This window comes from Emticicia aquatilis (assembly GCF_014644295.1).
GTDB lineage: Bacteria > Bacteroidota > Bacteroidia > Cytophagales > Spirosomataceae > Emticicia > Emticicia aquatilis.
This window is the reverse complement of the sequence record NZ_BMKK01000004.1, coordinates 22,377-41,894: the sequence shown is the minus strand read 5'-3', so window position 1 is coordinate 41,894 and position 19,518 is coordinate 22,377. Positions and strand designations below refer to the sequence as shown.

Sequence of the window (19,518 nt, the reverse complement as noted above, 5' to 3'; positions counted from 1 at the left end):
GTTGATTAAAAAAGTTTTTTGCGATGTAAGCAAATGATTTTTATGCAAAAATAGCAAAAATCATTGGTATTCTAAAGGTTATACTTCCGACTACTTATTCTGTGGGCTAAAAAGTTCTTGATTTAAAACTTGATACAAGTAATCGGCAGCCACTTGGTTTCCTGCTTTATTCCAATGTAAATCGGTTGGAAAGTAATATGCTTTAAATGGGTCTTTATGCTTCATAATTACGTCTTTAAATGAATAAACCTTTATATTATTGACTTTACAAAAATCAACAATTACTTTTTCATGGCTCATTGTACCCGATTTTTGGAATTCCGCAATCGATTTATTTGAAGGAATAAAGAATGTATAAAACTTCCCGCCCGATTGTTCTACATTTTTAGCTAATGCCTTTAAATAAACGTAAGTAGGGTAGAATCGGTCATTTTCAGTTTTAGGTTGTTCAGCGATTTTGGGTGTAGTTGGAGACGAGGTAGCTGTTTCCGTTGCTGATTTTTTATCAGTTGTTGCAGACTGTGTCGTTGCTTGCTGATGCTGATTTTCTTGCTTTACTTTTTTGTTCCACATGATTCCGACCTGTGTTCTAATCATATTGAACAAATGAGAATGAGATGCAAACCAATTATAGACTTTGCTATTGGCCAACTTGTTCTTCTGAATTGCGTTCAGATTTGTAGCTTCATTAACTGCTTTTGGAACAATAGAATCTTGTTCGATAGTGAAATATCTATTTTCTGAATTATCAACGAAATCGTTTTCGTAGTAAAAATACAAAACAACTTTTGGGTATAGCTCTGGGCCACGAACTTCGTAAAATTTGAGTGCATAGTCTGTACCCGAGCCAGATGCTCCCGCATTCAATACAGCTACTGAATCTCTATTTATTTTTTTTTCTAAAAGTTTGCAGAAAGTTTCGTCATCATTTACTCCCCAACCGTAAGTAAATGAATCGCCGATTGCCAAGATTTTAAACGGAATCTTTTTGTAATCATTCAGTTGTCGAGTATCACGCATACCAATTTCGTTGTTTTGATATTCGTAATAATATTCACGTGGATGACTCTTAAATCCTTTTTGATTAGGAACAGGTACCATACCTCCTAATTTGGAATCGTAATAAAACTGTACGGGAGAAATAACTTGTGGGAAAAATATACGGATAATAACTTCGCCAATGATTAAGCCAACCAAAAGGCTTATAAACATAGCAGCAATATTTTTAAGAGCGTTTTTAATGAAATTCATTGATTCAAAAAAAGAATTAAAACGTTTTTTGTGGTTTTACTTTGTTGTATAAAATCTCCATTAATCAACAACTGTGCAAAATTAGCCAATTTTTACTTGGGGTTCTCGTCAAACAGTGATAATTTTAAGCATGAATTGGATAAAGCCACTTACGATAGTCGAATTTGTCTTCATTGGCATATTTTTGTTGGTCTATGCCACCTACTTTATACGTCTATACTTAGTTGCTCGCCGATTAGGTACTACTGCTCGTTCGGTTATTATTAAATTTATAATCAGAGGAATTTATTTGGGACTTTGCATCTTGGGTTTGTTGGGGCCAAGTTTTGGTGTTAATGAAATCGAATCTCAAGCAACTGGAAAAGATATTTTCTTTGTATTTGATTTATCTCGCTCGATGGATGCCATTGATATTGAGCCTTCAAGGTTAGAAAAAACAAAATTTGAACTTATTAAAAATATAGACCAACTCAAATCTGATAGAATTGGTCTCATAGTGTTTTCGTCAGAGGCATATACACATACACCTCTCACTTTCGACCGTGATGCTATTAGATTATTCATTCAAAAACTGAATACTGGTTTGTTTGTAAATAATGGCACTGATTTGAATGCAGCTTTTAGTTTGATTTTGAAGAAATTTCAAGCAAGTTCAACACTAAATAGTCGAAAAACTAAAGTCATTGTACTTATTTCAGATGGGGAAGATTTTGGAAAAATCGAACCAAGTGTAATTTATGCACTCAAACAAAATAAGATTAATCTACTCACACTTGGTGTAGGTACACCGCAAGGAGGGTTAATCAGAGAAGGTATGGATTATAAGAAAGATAAGAATGGGCAAGAAGTTGTTTCTAAACTAAATGCTCCTTATTTGTTAAACTTGACGAAAACCCTAAATGGAAAATATTTTCAACTAACCAATCAAGTAAATGGTGTTTCTGACCTTTTGAAAGAGGTTGACCGAGTTGAAAGCAATTGGATTGACACCCGAAAAATGACAGTTGCCAACAATAAATACTATTATTTCGTAATTTTGGGCTTACTTTTAATGATAATTGATATATTGTTTACTGTCCGTACAATCAAAATCTGACGATGAATATTTGGTTTTTTTATATAATCTTGCTTTTCCTCAATCTACGCTCGTTGACGAACGTTTCGCAAAGAAACGCTCTCAAAATCGAAGCAGGGACAGCTTTTTATAAAAAAAACTTTCCATTGGCAGCTCAGAAATATGAAGAATTAGCCAATATTTCATATAATTTAGAACCAGAAGCACGTTTAAATTTAGCACATTCCTATTTCAGTATCAACGATACATCAAAGGCTTTAGAAGAATACAAGAAATTGGTCAGACTCAACGATGTGGTGATTTCTACCAATGCCATGATTCAAGTAGGGGTGATTGAAACAATGAAAGGCGATAGCACAGGAGCTTTAGAGTTATTTAAGATTGCTTTGCAAAATGATAATGAAAATAAAGTAGCAAGGTATAATTATGAATTATTGAGAAAGAAACTCCCTCAGTCTCCACCCAAGAATAACCAAAGTCAGACCTCTGAAAGTCAATCTAATAACGGTGGTGAAGCTGAAAAAACAGAAGAGAAACGTGATGAATTAGATTCAACTACTCCCGAAAAAATGAGTAAAGAGAAGGCTTTGCAAATCTTGGAAGCAATGAAAACTACCGAGTTGCAGTATGCACAACAACGTAAGCAACAATCAAATAAAAAAGAGAAAGTAGAGAAAGATTGGTGATAAAATCTTTTGGTTCAGAAAATATAAAATTCAATATAATGACTCAAATTTCAGATGGCGGTGTTTTGCAATCCGCAGTAAAAGAAACAAATTTTAATTTTGAAGGACAAACCGCTTTTTATCGTGGAAAAGTGCGTGATGTTTATGATTTTGGCGATAAAGTTGTGATGGTTGCATCGGATAGAATTTCAGCATTTGATGTAGTATTGCCTCGTCCGATTCCGTTCAAAGGTCAAGTTTTGAATCAAATTGCTGCAAAATTTCTGAATGCAACCAAAGATATTGTTCCTAATTGGCTTTTGGCTTCTCCTGACCCTAATGTTTCTATTGGTGTTCGTTGCGAAACTTTCCCAGTCGAAATGGTTGTTAGAGGCTATTTAGTAGGTCATGCTTGGCGTACATACAAGAGCGGACTTCGTACACTTTGTGGAGTGACTTTACCCGATGGTTTGAAAGAAAATGATAAGTTCCCAACACCAATCATCACGCCAACAACCAAAGCTCACGAAGGCCATGATGAAGATATTTCTCGTGAAGATATTATTGCAAAAGGCTTAGTTTCGGAAGAAAAATACGTTCAACTCGAACAATACGCTTTGGCCCTATTCCAAAGAGGCACAGAAATGGCAGCCGAAAGAGGTTTGATTTTAGTTGATACAAAATACGAATTTGGTGAAAAAGATGGTATAATTTATCTGATTGATGAAGTGCATACGCCAGATTCTTCAAGATACTTCTTTACCGAAGGTTATGCTGAAAATTTAGCGGCAGGACTTCCACAAAAACAATTATCTAAAGAATTTGTAAGAGAATGGTTGATTGCCAATAATTTTCAAGGAAAAGAAGGACAAACTGTACCAGAAATGACCGATGAGAAGGTGTTGGAAATTTCAAACCGCTACATTGAACTATACGAAAATGTTTCGGGTGAAAAATTTGTAGCCCAATCTGGTGAAGATGTCATTGGTAGAATAGAAGGAAATATTAAAGCATATTTTGGTATTTAGATGTGGGGCGAACATCCTGTTCGCCGTAACTAACCTACATTTTTCAATTTTTAAAGTATGAAATATCCAAGAAGATTATCATCTCAAACAATACAGTAATTGCCTTATCAGATACGGAAGCTGCCAAATTTTTTACTGATGATACTCGCTCAGATATTGGTTCGGAAGCTGAAAAAATGAAATTTGCCAATACTGTCAATGATTTAGTAGCAAAATTCATTCGATTAGATTTTCAAGAAGATTTACAGGCTGAAATGTTGGTAATGGAGCGTATTAAACCGATTGATTACCGTGCTTTTGAAGTTGAAATTCGAGAATTGTGGCTTGATGTTTTTGAGACTGAATTAATCGAACTTCATAGAGCAGGTTTTGTCCATCGTGACCTCCAACGCCCTTCTAATATAGGTGGTTTAGCTTTTGATAATATTTTATTGACAGATACTGGATTACGCCTAATTGATGTTGGTATTTCGGCCTTGAAAAGCCAAGTTGGTCATAAGATTTTTGAAAAGTATGTCGAAATAGAACTTCAAGAAATGGCCTTATTTAGGGAATATTTCTTAAATAGATAACAAAAGCCCCCTTTTCATTGAAAAGGGGGCTTTTTATTTTACTTCAAAACATCTTGATAACTTACCAGTTTTATTCCTTTTTTGATAATAGCTTCTTTAACTTTTTCGCTCGTAAAAATATTGGTTACATCTTGTCGACCTTGTGCAACGTCTTCATAACCAATGTGATAAATGGCTTTTAGTTCATCATTATCAAGTCCAGGGTGTTCTACAAACACATACTTTTTGCCTTCTTCCAGCTTATCAAGCATTGCAATAAAACCATTGATTCGTTCTTCAGTTGATTTATTTTTAAAATCAAAACCAATATAGTTGATTCCAAAATCTTTCACTGATTCAACGTCAACCATTTTTAGGTTAAATTCTTTAGCAACTTTTTTTGCCATTTTCTTTACTTCGGGAGTAAAACCCGTACTACCCATGTGTCCAGAAATATGACTCAAACGTGGAATATATTTCAATGCCATTTTTATTTGAGCTCGAAGTTCTTTTTCGATATCCTCTATTTTCCAAGCATTATCCATAATAGCTTGGTTTGGATAGTTATTATTATGAAACAACATCGGGTAGAAATATCCATCGGCATTTCTGATACTTGGACAGTCGGTGAGTGGTCGCCATTTTATGTTATCCCATTCACTTGTAATAGCAAAGTGAAGTCCAACATCGGTTTTTGGATTTTCAGTCAGCATTTTTACTGCTTCTGGAAACCACGGAGACGGTACAATTACCTCGATTGAGGTCTGAATTCCTTCTTTATAACACTTAATTAATGCTTCATTGCCCGAATGAGAATAACCCATATCGTCTCCTCGAATGATAAGTTGAGGCGAATTGGCCGATTGTTTACTTTCTACGCCTTTAAAAACCTCTCTTTTTTGATTTTTATTGAAGATACTTACAAAATCAACCGATATTTTATCTCCATCAAAATTGAAAACAATTGTTTCAGTATGTGGACTCTCAATGTAACGGAGTGTCAGTTCTAAAGTCTTACTGTCTTTCCAAGCATAACTTCCTGCAACTTTGAATGGCGAAAGACCAACTCTATTTGATTTAGCAATGGCAACCAAATAAGGTCCAAACTTTGTCGTTTCGCTATTTATCCATTTACCCAAACCAAATGGAATGGTATGCGTGACAGAGTCAGTTTTTATTGACAAATTCAAAGTTTCATTTTTAAACTCAAATCCTACGCTCTCAAGAGCTTTTGATTTAGAAATAATTCCATAAGTTTTCCCTGAAATACCACTTTCAAGCATCGATGAATTTTCTTTACTGCCAATGGGTAGAGCTAAAGAGACAATTTTTTGCTTTAATTCTGTCAGTTTTTTAGGGTTTGCAGAAAGTTTCTTATCGTTTAGTGCAGGAAGAATATATTTCCAAATCAAATTGATTTCAGATTGCATATCGGGAGCCTCGGCAGTAGTGATGATAACAGCGTCTTTTTCGGGCAGAACTATAATATATTGTCCGTTAGCACCATCAGCACGGAAACCATTGTTTCTACATCGCCACATCTGATAACAATAGCCTTGTAGCCAATCACTTGAGTCTCTTTGGGCTTGGGTTGCATCAGGATTTTGCATGATTTTCATACTTGTAGCTTCTTCAACCCATGAAGCAGGCAAGATTTGTTTCCCTTTCCAATTTCCTTTTTGTAGAAATAATTGTCCGAATTTTGCCATATCTTCGGTCTTAACTCTGAGTCCCCAACCTCCTGTATTAATGTTTTTAGGGTCAACTTCCCAATCAATACCTTCAATACCGAGAGGTGTAAAAAGCCTTGGTTGTAAATAGTCAATCACTTTTTGCCCTGTTACTTTCTGCACAATTGCTGAAAGCATATAAGTTGCAGGTGAATTATACAGAAACTTAGTACCAGGTTGGTTTTTTATTGGTGTATTCAAAAACTCTCTTACCCAATTATCTGATGTTATCATGCCAAAGTTTTCTTTGGCGTGGCCAACGCTCATCGTTAGCAAATCTTTCACTTTCAACTCCGAAAGATAAGGACTGATATTTACAGGAACGTCTTCGGGGAAAAATGAAATCACTTTATCTTCAACCGTAAGTTTTTTTTCAGCAACCGCAAAACCGATGGCCGTAGCTGTAAAACTCTTACTTACCGAATACATGGTATGTTTCAAGTCGCTACGATATGGATTCCACCAACTTTCAGCCACTACTTTTCCGTGCCTGACGAGCATAAAACTATGAAATTCGTGTTTGCTTTTGTTGGCAGCATCTAAGAAATTAATGATTCCTTCGGAAGAAACGCCTTCCGCTTCGGGTGTGCTACGAGGTAATGAAGTGACTTTTTGAGCAGATATTTGATAGCTCAAAAAGAATAAAATTAAGATTTTTTTCATTGTTATTTTAGGGAGAATAGTTTTATTTCAAGTGTTTCAAAGATAAACAATTTTAAAAGATATATAAACAAAAACGCCATTCTTGCTATAAGAATGGCGTTTGATAACTTTATTTTAAAGCTTTTATGCCTCGGCATAAGCTGGAGAAATCATAGAAACAGATTTTGCTTCCAATAGCGTTTCACCCATCAAATACTCGTCAACTTTTCTTGCACACTCACGTCCTTCAGAGATAGCCCAAACAACCAATGATTGTCCACGACGCATATCGCCAGCTGCAAAAATCTTTGGATTTGATGTCTGATAATTTGGAGCTTTTACATTCTTACGCTCATCAACTTCAATTTCTAATTGATTCAATAAATCTTGTTGAGGATTCAAGAAACCAGCCGCAATCAAAGCTAACTCACAAGGAATTTCACGCTCGTTCATTTCAACTTTTGTTCCGTTGAACATAGCCGATTCCGAAATCAAAATTCCTTTCAAATTACCGTTTTCATCTCCGATAAATTCTTTTACATTGATACTGAATAAACGCTCACAACCCTCTTCGTGAGAAGTTGATGTGCGTTTTGTCAAAGGCCAATTTGGCCAAGGAGTTGCCTCGGCACGCACTTGATAGAATGGCTGTTTTTTATCGTCGATTTCTGGTTCAGGCATCACTTCAACCTGCGTAATAGTTTTTGCTTTATGGCGGTTAGATGTTCCAACGCAGTCAGAACCTGTATCACCTCCACCAATTACTACAACGTTTTTACCAGTTGCAAAAATTTCTCCATTTTGATAGGCTTCACCACGGTGGTCGTTGATACGCTCTATACCAGCAACACGTTTGTTTTGTTGGCTCAAGAATTCCATTGCAGGATAAATGCCTTTCAATTCTTTTCCTTTAATTTCAATCATACGTGGAACAGTCGAACCACCCGAAAGTACAATTGCATCAAAATCTCTTACTAAATCACTTGATTTAACATTAAAGCCCACGTTTGCATTGGTAATAAAAGTGATTCCTTCTTCTTTCATTACATCAACACGACGGCGAACAACCGATTTATCGAGTTTAAAATCAGGAATACCGTAACGCACTAAGCCACCAATTTCGTCGGCACGCTCAAACACTGTCACTAAGTGACCAGCTTTGTTCAATTGCGAAGCAGCCGCTAAACCCGCAGGGCCAGAACCAACTACCGCTACTTTCTTGCCAGTTCGTTTCTTCGGAATGTTAGGTTTTACCCAGCCGTTAGCGTAAGCACGTTCGATAATTGATTTTTCGATGTATTCGATAGCCACCGGTGGCTTATTGATACCTAAAACACATGATGCTTCGCAAGGAGCTGGACAAATACGTCCTGTAAATTCAGGGAAATTATTTGTCGAACTTAAAATTTGGTAAGCATACTCCCAGTTTTCTTCCCAAACGGCATCATTAAATTCTGGAATGATGTTACCAAGCGGGCAACCGTTATGGCAAAACGGAACGCCACAGTCCATACAACGAGCAGCCTGCTTACGAGTATTATCTTCATCGACAGGCATTTCAACTTCATTATAGTCTAAACGACGCTCTTCAACGTTACGTTTAGCTGCCAATTCTCTTTGAAATTCTAAGAAACCAGTAGGTTTTCCCATTGTTTTATAGTGATTTTGTTATATAGTTGGTCGATTATTGGCGATGGTTGTTTCGCCAACAATCTAATACTAAATGCTCTGTTATTAATTAAATTGATACACAATCGCTGGAAATGAGCTTACGCCAATACTTTCTCAGCTGCTGCTTTTTTCTTTCTTTCCATTAAAACTCGTTTGTAATCCGTAGGGAATACTTTTACGAAATTTGGAATTTCATTTTCGAAATTAGCAAGAATTCTCGCTGCTACTTCACTCTTAGTTTCTTTCAAGTGTTTTTCGATGAAAGATTTCAGCATTTCGGCATCTTCGACATCAACTGTTTCTAAACCAACCATTTCTTTGTTGCATTTTGCTTCAAATGTTTTGTTTGGATTATACACAAAAGCGATACCACCACTCATACCCGCTGCGAAGTTGCGACCAGTTTCGCCCAAGATAATCGCCAAACCACCAGTCATGTACTCTAAACCGTGGTCACCAATACCTTCAACTACAACTTTAGCACCTGAGTTTCTTACGCAGAAACGCTCTCCAGCCATACCTCTGATATATGCTTCACCCGATGTTGCACCATAGAATGCCACGTTTCCGATAATCATATTTTCTTCGGCTTTGAAAGTAGCTTTTCTATCGGGATACACAACTAATTCTGCACCACAAAGACCTTTTCCGAAGTAGTCATTTGAGTCGCCCTCGAGTTCGAGTTTCAAACCTTTTGTCGAGAATGCACCAAATGATTGTCCAGCTGTACCTCTATATTTATAGTGGATTGTGCCATAAGGTAGGCCTTCTCCTGCATAAACTTTCGAGATTTCGTTGGAAGTCATTGCACCAATCGAGCGGTTTAAGTTATTCACCACGTATTCGGCTTCAACTTCTTTTTTACTTTCTAATGCTGGTTGAGCATCAGCCATCATTTTCCAGTCAAGCACTTGTGAAATACCGTGGTCTTGCTCTTCTTGCTTGTATTGAGCAACATCCAATGTTGTTGGCTCTTTAAACAAGATTCCTGAAAGGTCAATTTTCTTATATTTCCAGTGATTGATGTCATCACGTTTTTCGAGGAATTGCGATTGACCAACCATTTCGTTTACTGTACGGAAACCTAACTCAGCCATGATTTCACGAAGCTCCATAGCTAAGTAAGTAAACATATTCACTACGTGTTCTGGCTTACCGCTGAACATCGCACGAAGTTCTTTGTTTTGAGTAGCAACACCAACTGGACAAGTATTCAGGTGACACTTACGCATCATGATACAACCAACCGCTACTAAAGCTGCAGTAGCAACCCCAAATTCTTCTGCACCCAAAAGAGCTGCAATCGCAATATCACGACCTGTACGAAGCTGACCATCAGCTTGTACGGTAATTCTACCACGCAATTTGTTTTTAACCAAAGTTTGGTGAGCTTCGGCCAAACCTAACTCCCAAGGTAAACCTGCGTGGCGGATTGAAGATAGAGGAGAAGCTCCTGTACCACCATCGTGTCCTGCAATCAAAACCACATCAGCGTGTGCTTTGGCAACACCTGCTGCTACTGTACCAACACCAGCTTCAGATACTAATTTAACAGAGATTCTTGCATCACGATTTGAGTTTTTCAAATCATAAATCAATTGTGCTAAATCTTCAATCGAATAAATATCGTGGTGAGGAGGTGGGGAAATTAGACCAACACCTGGGGTACTATGACGCACACGACCAATCCACTCATCAACTTTATGACCAGGAAGTTGTCCACCTTCACCTGGCTTAGCTCCTTGTGCCATCTTGATTTGTAGTTCTTTGGCATTGGTTAGGTAGTGACTTGTCACACCGAAACGCCCAGAAGCTACTTGTTTGATTGATGAACTTAGGTTATCGCCGTTTTTATCTAATTCATAACGGATTTCATCTTCGCCACCTTCACCCGAGTTAGAGCGACCACCGATACGGTTCATCGCAATAGCTAAGGTTGTGTGTGCTTCCCAAGAAATCGAACCAAACGACATCGCACCCGTTGCAAAACGCTTGAAAATGCTTTCAACTGGTTCTACTTCTTCCAAAGGAATTGAATTTCCTTTTTTGAATCGGAGTAAACCACGAAGTGTAAGTGCATCTTTGGTTTGGTCGTTGATTAATTTTGAATATTGTTTAAAGATTTGATAGCCTTTTTCTAAATCTTTTTCACCAACACGTCCAGATTGTTGTAATAAGTGAATTGATTGTGGGTTGAACATGTGACGCTCGCCACGTTGTTTCCACTGATACACTCCACCAACCTCTAAGCGTTTTACTGATTCTTGTGGAACATCTGGGAATGCTACTTTGTGGCGTATATTTGCTTCTTTAGCAATTTCTGCCAAGCCCATTCCACCGATACGTGAGATTGTTCCAGTAAAATATTTATCAATAACAGGCTTGTTCAGACCGATACACTCAAAGATTTGAGCACCTTGGTATGATTGAAGGGTTGAGATACCCATTTTAGAGAAAATCTTCAACAATTCTTTATCAACTGCCTTGATGTAGTTCTTATTCAGAGTATAATCATCAAATTCTCCTTCGATTAAGCCTTTTTTGTTCATCCAAGAAAGCGTCTCGAATGCCATATATGGGCATATACCCGAAGCTCCGTAGCCGATAAGAGTAGCTACGTGGTGAGTTTCCCAAATATCACCTGCTTCTACCAAAATACCTGCTTTTCCACGAATTCCCTTTCTGATGAGGTGGTGGTGAATAGCTGCCGTTGCTAAAAGCGATGGAATAGGGGCGTGGTCTGAATCAATCGCACGGTCAGATAGAATCAAAATTTCAAAACCATCTTCGATAGCGTCTTCTGCATAACGGCAGATACGCTCTAAACCAAATTCTAAGGCTTTGCCAATATCACCAGCTTTAGAATTAAAGTAAGTATTGATTGTTTTTGCTTGGAAACCTTTGTAATCAACAAAACGAAGTTTGTCAAACTCTTCGATTGTCAAAACCGGCTGGTCAAGCTGAACTAAACGACAGTGAGCTGGCGATTCTTTCAAGATATTTTCATTGGCTCCAACAAATGAAATCAATGACATGATTGAACGCTCACGAATCGAGTCGATTGGTGGGTTAGTTACTTGGGCAAATAATTGCTTGAAATAATATGACAAATGTTGACTTTGGTCAGAAAGAATTGCCAACGGCGTATCTACACCCATTGAACCGATGGCTTCCATACCAGTTTGAGCCATTTGTGCCAAAATCATACGAAGGTCTTCTGATGTAAAGCCAAACGTAATTTGGCGTTTCAATAAGGCATCTTCGCTATATTGTTGGTAAGGACGAATCGACTTTGGAAGTTCTTCGGTTTTGATTTTATTCTCATCTAACCATTCTTGGTAAGGTTGACGTGAACAAATATCGGCTTTGATTTCTTCGTCAGGAATGATACGGCCTTGTTCCATATCAACCACAAACATTTTACCAGGCTGTAAACGACCTTTTGAAACAACTTTCTCTTGGTCGATGTCGAGTACACCCGCTTCCGATGCCATGATAACAGTATCATCGTTCAGAACCCAATAACGAGATGGACGTAGTCCATTTCTATCAAGAGTTGCACCTACCATTTTGCCATCAGTAAATGAAATTGAAGCTGGGCCATCCCAAGGCTCCATAATAGCAGCGTGGTATTCGTAGAAAGCTTTACGGGTTGGGTCCATTGCTTCGTTGCCATCCCATGCCTCTGGTACGAGCATCATCATTACGTGTGGCAATGAGCGACCCGACAAGTATAATAATTCGATTACGTTATCAAGTTGAGCTGAATCTGAATTACCTATATCGCAGATAGGTAAGAGCAAATCCATTTCTTCTTTCGTGAAGAAATCAGAGATGAAAGATTTTTCTCCAGCACGAATCCAGTTTACGTTTCCTTTTACGGTATTGATTTCACCATTATGAGCAATAAAGCGGAATGGTTGAGCCAATTTCCAAGAAGGGAATGTATTTGTAGAGAAACGAGAGTGAATTACTGCAAAAGCAGAAGTCACGGCTTCGTTATGCAAATCAGGGAAATAATATTTCAACTGCTCGGTAGTCAATTGCCCTTTATAAGAGATTGTTCTACACGATAGCGAAGAGAAATAGAAGTGTTCTTTAGCTCCAACAACAGCTTCACGTATGATACGAGAGGCATATTGACGGAGAATGTAAAGTTTACGTTCAAAATCAATTTCTTCTGTAATATCAACAGGGCGTTTGATGAACACTTGCTCAACATTTGGCTCAACCGAAGCCGAACCTTCGCCCAAAATATCACCTTTAGTTTCAACGACACGATAACCGAGTAGTTCTAAACCAAGCTTTTCAATTTTTCGGTTTAGAATATCACGGCATTCTTCACGCTCGGTTTTATCCATCGGGAAGAAAATCATACCTACACCATACTCACCAACAGCAGGCAGATGAAAGTTGAGTTTGTTACATTCATCTAAGAAAAACTCGTGAGGTATTTGGAGTAAAATACCCGCACCGTCACCAGTATTAGGGTCGCAACCACATGCACCACGGTGGTCCATGCGTTCGAGCATTTTAATCGCATCGGCTACAATTCCGTGCGACTTGCGTCCTTTCAAATGAGCCCTAAAGCCAATTCCACAAGCATCATGCTCAAACTCTGAGCGATATAAGCCTTGTTGTTGCTCTGTAACTTGTTCAGTTTCAGTCATCGTACTAATATAATAGTGATTTGAAATTGTACCAACACGGAACGTAGTTCCGAGAGTGATTTTGTTGTATTTTTTGTAAAAATCATTGACCCATATAATCTTTTGAATCGAAGAAGTATGAGGTGGGTTTATGATAAATACATTGCAATATAATACCAAATATATTTGGCATAACAACATTTAAACCAAATTTTCTTTCATTGATAAAAAATACTTGTTTTAACAACAAATATTATGGGAAAAATACAACGGATAGTGCAATAAATACGATTTAATTAGGTATAAGTTACTAAGTTATGTCATGTTAGATGTAGGCCAAGTATCATCAATATATTGGCTATTAAGGTATTAGGCAAGCAGAGTAATATTGTATATTTTTTAGATTACCAAATTTTACTTGTAGAAGAATTAATATAACTATTAGAAGAGATTTGGTGTGTTTTGATACTAAATTGTTGATAATCAGTAATTTATGATTATTTTTGTGCTTCACCATCAAAATCAGTTATGATTATTCAAAAAAGTAAATTATTCACAACACTTCTTTTAATCTTTTCTTTTCATTTTTTATCTGCTGCATCATTCGATAAATACTTCCCGAAACTAATCAAGTTTGAAGGCCTTGGCTACGGAATTCACCAGCCAATTTGGGGAGACAAATCATTTTCAAAAAACGAAGCATATTCGATTTATAAAACACATTACTGGGATAAATACCATGCTTCGATGTTTAAAAGTCAAGGCGTGGCAGAAGTACTCATAGACCAAATCATCAATGCAGGTGTTGGTAAAGAGTGTGTCAATATAAAAGCCTTCGAGGCTGTTATTGGAGTTAAACAAGACGGTTACTTGTCTATTAGTGATATTAAAAAAGCAAACAGCTTTAAATTTCCCGAGGAAATTATCAATCCATTCGTTAATTATCGACTACATTATTATAATAGTCGAGCGAATGCTAAAAAATATCGAGGTTGGATAACCCGTGCAAAGAGTTTTTATCGCAGAACCAAAGATGGAGACTTATTGGCTGACTATCTGATTTTACCCAAAATGTTGATAAAAGAGGAAGTTCCAATCATTTCTGAGTACGAAGCCGAAGAGATTTTGGTTACCAATGAATAAAATCTAAGAGTTTTGAAATACTATCAGTTATAAAATTTACGTTTTATTAACTGATAGTATTTTAGTTTACAGCAAAAATTTTGCCACCATGAAATCTAATTTGTTACTCAGATACTACCGTTAAATAAATAATTCAATAAACTGCTGATAATAAGCCTATTACTAAACTCTACTTTTTTAAGTCCCAAATTTATTATTAAGCGGTATAATTTTTGCTATTGATTATACTGTCTGGAAAAAAAATATACGATGAACCTTAGAAAAATTACACTTACCTTGCTGGTAATCAGCTTGTTATCTTCTATTTGTGTTATTTATGTAAATCAAGCCGCATCTTTTAATAAATATGCCCCCAAATTACTAAAATTTGAGGGAGAAGGCTATGGAATACATAAACCTATTTGGGGCGATAAAATCTTCACTAAAGATGAAGCCTTGTTTATTCACCGCCATCATTATTGGAATCGTTTTTTAGGCAACCATTTTAAAAGCCAAGAGGTTGCTGAGGTTTTAATTGACCATCTAATTAATGCAGGCGAAGGCCGTGAAAACAGGAATATCAAAGCTTTTGAGAAAATTATTGGTGTTCCACAAAATGGCGTGCTGACGATGAGTGATGTCAAAGCAGCTAATGATTTTGAATATCCCGAAGATATTGTAAATCCTTACGTTGAATATCGTTTGCGTTATTATCGTTCAAGAAAAGATGCGAAAGTAAACAAAGGTTGGTTTAAAAGAGCCAAATCATTTTACATCAAAGAATCTGAGCGAGAAGATGAAGACAACATTGTAGAAGATTATATTGTTGTGCCGAAAAATCAACAACATAATATCGTTGAAGATATAAAATAATACACAATCTTACCCGATAAACTCTTCCCTAAAAATGCCTCGTGAGTAAATTATCCTCCTTTCAGCGATGAAAGGAGGGGAGAGGTCTTCGATATGGGCAAAAAAAAAGACAGCCAATTAGCCGCCTATTTTTTATCTAACCTAAACTAATAGAACTGATAGTTTGGTTGATGAATATTTTTTTAAAACTAAATATTTTATTCTACAAATCCAACACCTACGGTGCCATTGCTACTTTCATCTATTAAAATAAATGAACCGTTAGCAGGATTCTCCTCATATTTATCTGCAAAAACTGGACTTGCTGTTTTTAATGAAATCCAACCGATTTCGTTGAGCTTTAGACCACCATCGGCAGGGGCTTCATTGCTCAATGACATGTTTTTGATGTCAATTACCGAACTGATATTAGTAACCTTTGCTTTTACTCGGTTGATGCCGTGTTGGAGTAGATAAGTTTTACCAACTGTCAGCATTTGACTATCGAGCCAGCAAATTTTTGCATTGATTTCTTTTCGTGACTCTGGTTGCTCGCCAACTTTTACGAGCATATTTCCACGACTCACATCAATATTATCTTCGAGCGTAATCACAACTGATTCTTTGGCATTACCTGATTCTAATTGAGTTCCAAACTTCTCGATAGTTTTGATTTTACTAATTTGTCCGCTTGGAAGAGCTTCAACCAAATCTCCGACTAAGAATGTTCCGCTGGCAATTTTTCCTGCATAACCTCTATAATCGTGATATTCTTCAGTTTTTGGTCTCACAACGTGCTGCACCGGGAAACGAGCTTGAATAGTGCTTAATTCTGAGTTTTGAGTGCTGAATTTTTCTAAACTATCAAGCAATGTTTCGCCTTCATACCATGGCGTCTCAGCTGATTTACGCACTAAGTTTTCGCCGTAAAGTGACGAAATTGGAATAAATTGTAGCGTTTGGCCTTCAAAACTTACTTGCTCTGCAATACCCAAAAGTTCGGCTTTGATGGCTTCAAATTTTTCTTGGCTATAAGCTACCAAGTCCATTTTGTTTACAGCCACAATTATATTTTTGATGCGAAGCATCGACGAGATATAAAAGTGACGTTTTGTTTGCTCAACAACACCATTACGTGCATCAATTAAAATAATTGAAACCGAAGTGTTTGATGCCCCCGTAACCATGTTTCGAGTATATTCAAAATGGCCAGGAGTGTCGGCAATGATATATTTACGATTTGGTGTGCTAAAATAAATATGAGCCACATCAATCGTAATTCCTTGTTCACGTTCTGCAATTAAGCCATCTGTCAAAAGCGATAAATCAAGAAAATCAAGACCTTTACGCTTTGAAGCTGACTCAAGAGCTTCTATTTTATCTTGTGTAATTGAGTTCGTTTCGTAAAGCAAGCGTCCGATAAGTGTACTTTTACCATCATCAACTGAGCCTGCTGTTGCAATTCTTAGTATGTCCATAGCCCCTAACCCCTAAAGGGGGATTTTTATTCTTTTTCTACGAAAAAGGTCTGTTTTGAAATTGTGATTTGTAATCTGAGAAACGGTAAACACCCCTTTAGGGGCAGGGGGTCAAAAATATCCCGCTTGTTTACGTTTTTCCATGGCTGCTTCTGAGCGTTTGTCGTCAATTCTGGCTCCACGCTCCGAAATTTGTGCCGAAAGAATCTCACCGATTACATCGTCTAAGTTATCTGCCGTTGATAAAACCGCAGCCGTACAAGTCATGTCACCAACCGTGCGGAAACGTACTTGAGTTTTATACGGAACTTCATCTTCTGACTTATTGATAAATTCAGAATCTGCCCAAATCATACCATCACGCTCAAAGACTTCTCGCTCGTGTGTGAAATAGATAGATGGAATTCTTAATTCTTCTTCTTTGATATAATTCCAAACATCTAACTCAGTCCAGTTTGAAATTGGGAATACCCTTATGTTTTCGCCCAATTCGATTTTACCATTGAGCATATCGAACAATTCTGGACGTTGTTTTTTAGCATTCCACTGACCGAAATCGTCACGAACTGAGAATATACGCTCTTTGGCACGAGCTTTTTCTTCGTCACGTCTTGCTCCACCAATACAAGCATCGAACTTAAATTCTTCGATTGCATCTAAAAGTGTTACGGTTTGCAAAGCATTTCGACTGGCATATTTTCCAGTTTCTTCTTTCACTTTGCCTTGTTTGATTGAATCCTCTACGTAACGCACGTGAAGTTCTAATCCAAGTTTATTTACCAACCAGTCACGGTATTCAATCGTTTCTGGGAAATTATGTCCTGTATCAACGTGGAGAAGGGCAAAAGGGATTTTACCAGGGTAAAACGCTTTTTGGGCAAGTCTTACGACGGTAATAGAATCTTTTCCACCCGAAAATAATATAGCTGGTTTCTCAAATTGAGACGCTACTTCACGCAAAATATAGATGGCTTCATCTTCCAATTCTCTCGGAAATGAGCTGTCATTTGCTTGATAAACCGTTGTTTTTTCTGAAAAAGTACTCATTCTAATGAATTACGACGAGCGACCCCGTACGATTTATAATTTACGAACGAAAATTTATGAATTCATTCGCATTGATATTTATTAAAATGCTCGTGTAGCACGAACAAAACTTTGCAAAGTTAGCAGTTCTTTTGGTAAATCGAATTATCCAGCGTGAAGTCCGCACTCTTTTTTCGACTCTTCCCACCACCAACGTCCAGCTCTTGGGTGTTCGTCAGGGCCAATGGCACGTGTACAAGGCTGACAACCAATGCTAATAAAACCTTTGCGATGCAGCGGATTGTCAGGTACTTTATTTTCGGAAATGTATTTCAAAACATCTTCATAAGTCCAGTGAATCAACGGATTGAATTTCCATACTTTATTTCCTTCATCCCATTCCCAAATCTTCATATCATTACGATTCTCCGATTGTTCGGCACGTAAACCTGTAATCCAAACTTCAGCACCTGCTAACGCTCTTTTTAGTGGCTCGATTTTACGAATAAAGCAGCATTCTTTACGATTTTCAACCGATTCATAAAAACTGTTAGCTCCTTTTTGTGTAACGAGTTGCTGTACTTTCTCGGTGTTTGGGAAGTAAATTTCAATATTCTTTTTATAACGAGAACGTGTGCGGTCAATTAACTCATACGTTTCTTGGAAGAAGCGGCCAGTATCTAAAGAGAATACTTTTATATCAAGGTCATTCTTGAAAACGGCGTCGGTTATTACTTGGTCTTCTTGCCCTAAAGAAGTTGAAAAGACAACTTTTGAAGGATATTGACTGGCAATGTAGCTGAGGCTTTCAGCCAATGTATATTTTTCTAAAATATCTACCATGAGAAGAAATTATGAATTACGATTTTGTTGAACTTCGTAAGTCTTAGTTTTATTTAAAGCCAAGCTTTGGCTAAATTCCAAATATTTAATAAAACAACCAAAATACCAACCGAAATCATGATGGTTTTGGGCTTAAATAATTTCACCAAAAATGCACCCAATGGAGCAGCAAAAACACCTCCGATGATTAAACCTGCGATTGCTTGCCATGCTTGAATATCAATAAATAGCATGAAAACCCCTGTACTAAAGAATGATACAAAAAACTCCGCTGTATTTACTGTTCCGATTGCTTCTTTTGGAGCATTACCTTTACTGATGAGGTTTGATGTAACCAAAGGCCCCCAGCCACCACCACCAACTGAATCAAGAAATCCGCCAAAAAGGCCTAACAAACCTAAGTTTTTGTTTTGTGGTTCGGTTGGTCGAGTTTTAAATGCTTTTGAGATAATGACGCTACCCAGAATAATCATATAGATTGAAATATAAGGTTTAATCATTTTTCCATCGAAAACATCTGAAATCAGATATGCCCCAATCATAGCACCAACCACACCCGTCAATACAATTCGGAAAAATAATTTTTTGTCGATATTTCCAAAATATATGTGAGAGAGTCCAGAAACCCCCGTTGTAAATACTTCAGCGGTATGAACACTGGCTGTTGCATAAGCAGGTGGAACACCAAGCCCTAAAAGCATTGAAGTACAAGATGCACCGTATGCCATACCCAAAGCTCCATCAACCAATTGAGCTAAAAAACCTGCTCCTGTATAATAAAGTAATTTGGTATCAAATTGGAAATCAAAACCATTTAAGCCAGTTGAAATTCTGTAAATCAGAATACCCAAAAGTGAAATTTTCATGAAAATCATGGCATAAGCAATGAATTTCATTTGTACATTTTCACTTAAAGCGATAGCAATTCTTTTCAT

The 19,518-nt window shown here is 37.2% G+C and carries 14 protein-coding genes; 6 read left to right on the top strand and 8 right to left on the bottom strand.

Annotation, left to right across the window (positions count from 1 at the left end):
- Window positions 1–90 precede the first annotated feature (90 nt).
- Complete coding sequence (locus tag IEX65_RS10310) at window positions 91–1,251, bottom strand: SGNH/GDSL hydrolase family protein (RefSeq protein WP_188765980.1); 1,161 nt, start codon at window positions 1,249–1,251, stop codon at window positions 91–93.
- A gap of 130 nt (window positions 1,252–1,381) precedes the next feature.
- Between IEX65_RS10310 and IEX65_RS10305 the strand changes: the two genes are divergently transcribed.
- The 4 genes from IEX65_RS10305 to IEX65_RS10290 all read left to right on the top strand — a co-directional run bounded on the left by IEX65_RS10305 (window position 1,382) and on the right by IEX65_RS10290 (window position 4,591).
- A complete protein-coding gene (locus IEX65_RS10305) occupies window positions 1,382–2,347 on the top strand; it encodes a vWA domain-containing protein (protein WP_188765979.1) in 966 nt (321 codons plus the stop codon).
- A 2-nt stretch (window positions 2,348–2,349) separates the two neighbouring features.
- The gene (locus IEX65_RS10300) at window positions 2,350–3,012 is read left to right on the top strand and encodes a tetratricopeptide repeat protein (RefSeq protein ID WP_188765978.1); all 663 of its coding nucleotides are present in this window, start codon (window positions 2,350–2,352) and stop codon (window positions 3,010–3,012) included.
- 38 nt (window positions 3,013–3,050) lie between these two features.
- The gene (locus tag IEX65_RS10295) at window positions 3,051–4,019 is read left to right on the top strand and encodes a phosphoribosylaminoimidazolesuccinocarboxamide synthase (RefSeq protein WP_188765977.1); all 969 of its coding nucleotides are present in this window, start codon (window positions 3,051–3,053) and stop codon (window positions 4,017–4,019) included.
- 176 nt (window positions 4,020–4,195) lie between these two features.
- The gene (locus IEX65_RS10290) at window positions 4,196–4,591 is read left to right on the top strand and encodes a hypothetical protein (RefSeq protein WP_229250618.1); all 396 of its coding nucleotides are present in this window, start codon (window positions 4,196–4,198) and stop codon (window positions 4,589–4,591) included.
- Between the two features lie 38 nt (window positions 4,592–4,629).
- Here IEX65_RS10290 and IEX65_RS10285 read toward each other — a convergent pair whose 3' ends face one another.
- From IEX65_RS10285 to gltB, 3 genes are all read right to left on the bottom strand, one after another.
- Window positions 4,630–6,963, bottom strand: a complete 2,334-nt coding sequence (locus IEX65_RS10285) for a ChbG/HpnK family deacetylase (RefSeq protein ID WP_188765976.1) — start codon at window positions 6,961–6,963, stop codon at window positions 4,630–4,632.
- A gap of 123 nt (window positions 6,964–7,086) precedes the next feature.
- Window positions 7,087–8,592 carry a glutamate synthase subunit beta gene (locus IEX65_RS10280; RefSeq protein WP_188765975.1) on the bottom strand — a complete coding sequence of 502 codons (1,506 nt, stop codon included), beginning with the start codon at window positions 8,590–8,592 and terminating at the stop codon, window positions 7,087–7,089.
- 119 nt (window positions 8,593–8,711) lie between these two features.
- Window positions 8,712–13,283, bottom strand: a complete 4,572-nt coding sequence (gene gltB, locus IEX65_RS10275; protein ID WP_188765974.1) for a glutamate synthase large subunit — start codon at window positions 13,281–13,283, stop codon at window positions 8,712–8,714.
- 507 nt (window positions 13,284–13,790) lie between these two features.
- Here gltB and IEX65_RS10270 point away from each other — a divergent pair.
- Both IEX65_RS10270 and IEX65_RS10265 read left to right on the top strand, forming a co-directional pair.
- Window positions 13,791–14,405: a glycosyl hydrolase 108 family protein gene (locus IEX65_RS10270; protein WP_188765973.1), complete on the top strand. Its 615-nt coding sequence runs from the start codon at window positions 13,791–13,793 to the stop codon at window positions 14,403–14,405.
- 249 nt (window positions 14,406–14,654) lie between these two features.
- A complete protein-coding gene (locus IEX65_RS10265) occupies window positions 14,655–15,257 on the top strand; it encodes a lysozyme family protein (protein ID WP_188765972.1) in 603 nt (200 codons plus the stop codon).
- A gap of 197 nt (window positions 15,258–15,454) precedes the next feature.
- On the opposite strand, the gene IEX65_RS10260 is transcribed toward IEX65_RS10265, so the two are convergent.
- The 4 genes from IEX65_RS10260 to IEX65_RS10245 form a co-directional block, all read right to left on the bottom strand.
- Window positions 15,455–16,714 (bottom strand): sulfate adenylyltransferase subunit 1, encoded by a 1,260-nt coding sequence (locus tag IEX65_RS10260; protein WP_188765971.1) that lies wholly within the window; start codon window positions 16,712–16,714, stop codon window positions 15,455–15,457.
- A 111-nt stretch (window positions 16,715–16,825) separates the two neighbouring features.
- A complete protein-coding gene (gene cysD / locus IEX65_RS10255; protein WP_229250617.1) occupies window positions 16,826–17,761 on the bottom strand; it encodes a sulfate adenylyltransferase subunit CysD in 936 nt (311 codons plus the stop codon).
- 144 nt (window positions 17,762–17,905) lie between these two features.
- Entirely contained in the window at window positions 17,906–18,583 is a 678-nt protein-coding gene (locus IEX65_RS10250) for a phosphoadenylyl-sulfate reductase (protein ID WP_188765970.1), read from the bottom strand.
- 53 nt (window positions 18,584–18,636) lie between these two features.
- On the bottom strand, window positions 18,637–19,518 hold the full coding sequence (locus IEX65_RS10245; protein WP_188765969.1) for a sulfite exporter TauE/SafE family protein: 882 nt from the start codon (window positions 19,516–19,518) through the stop codon (window positions 18,637–18,639).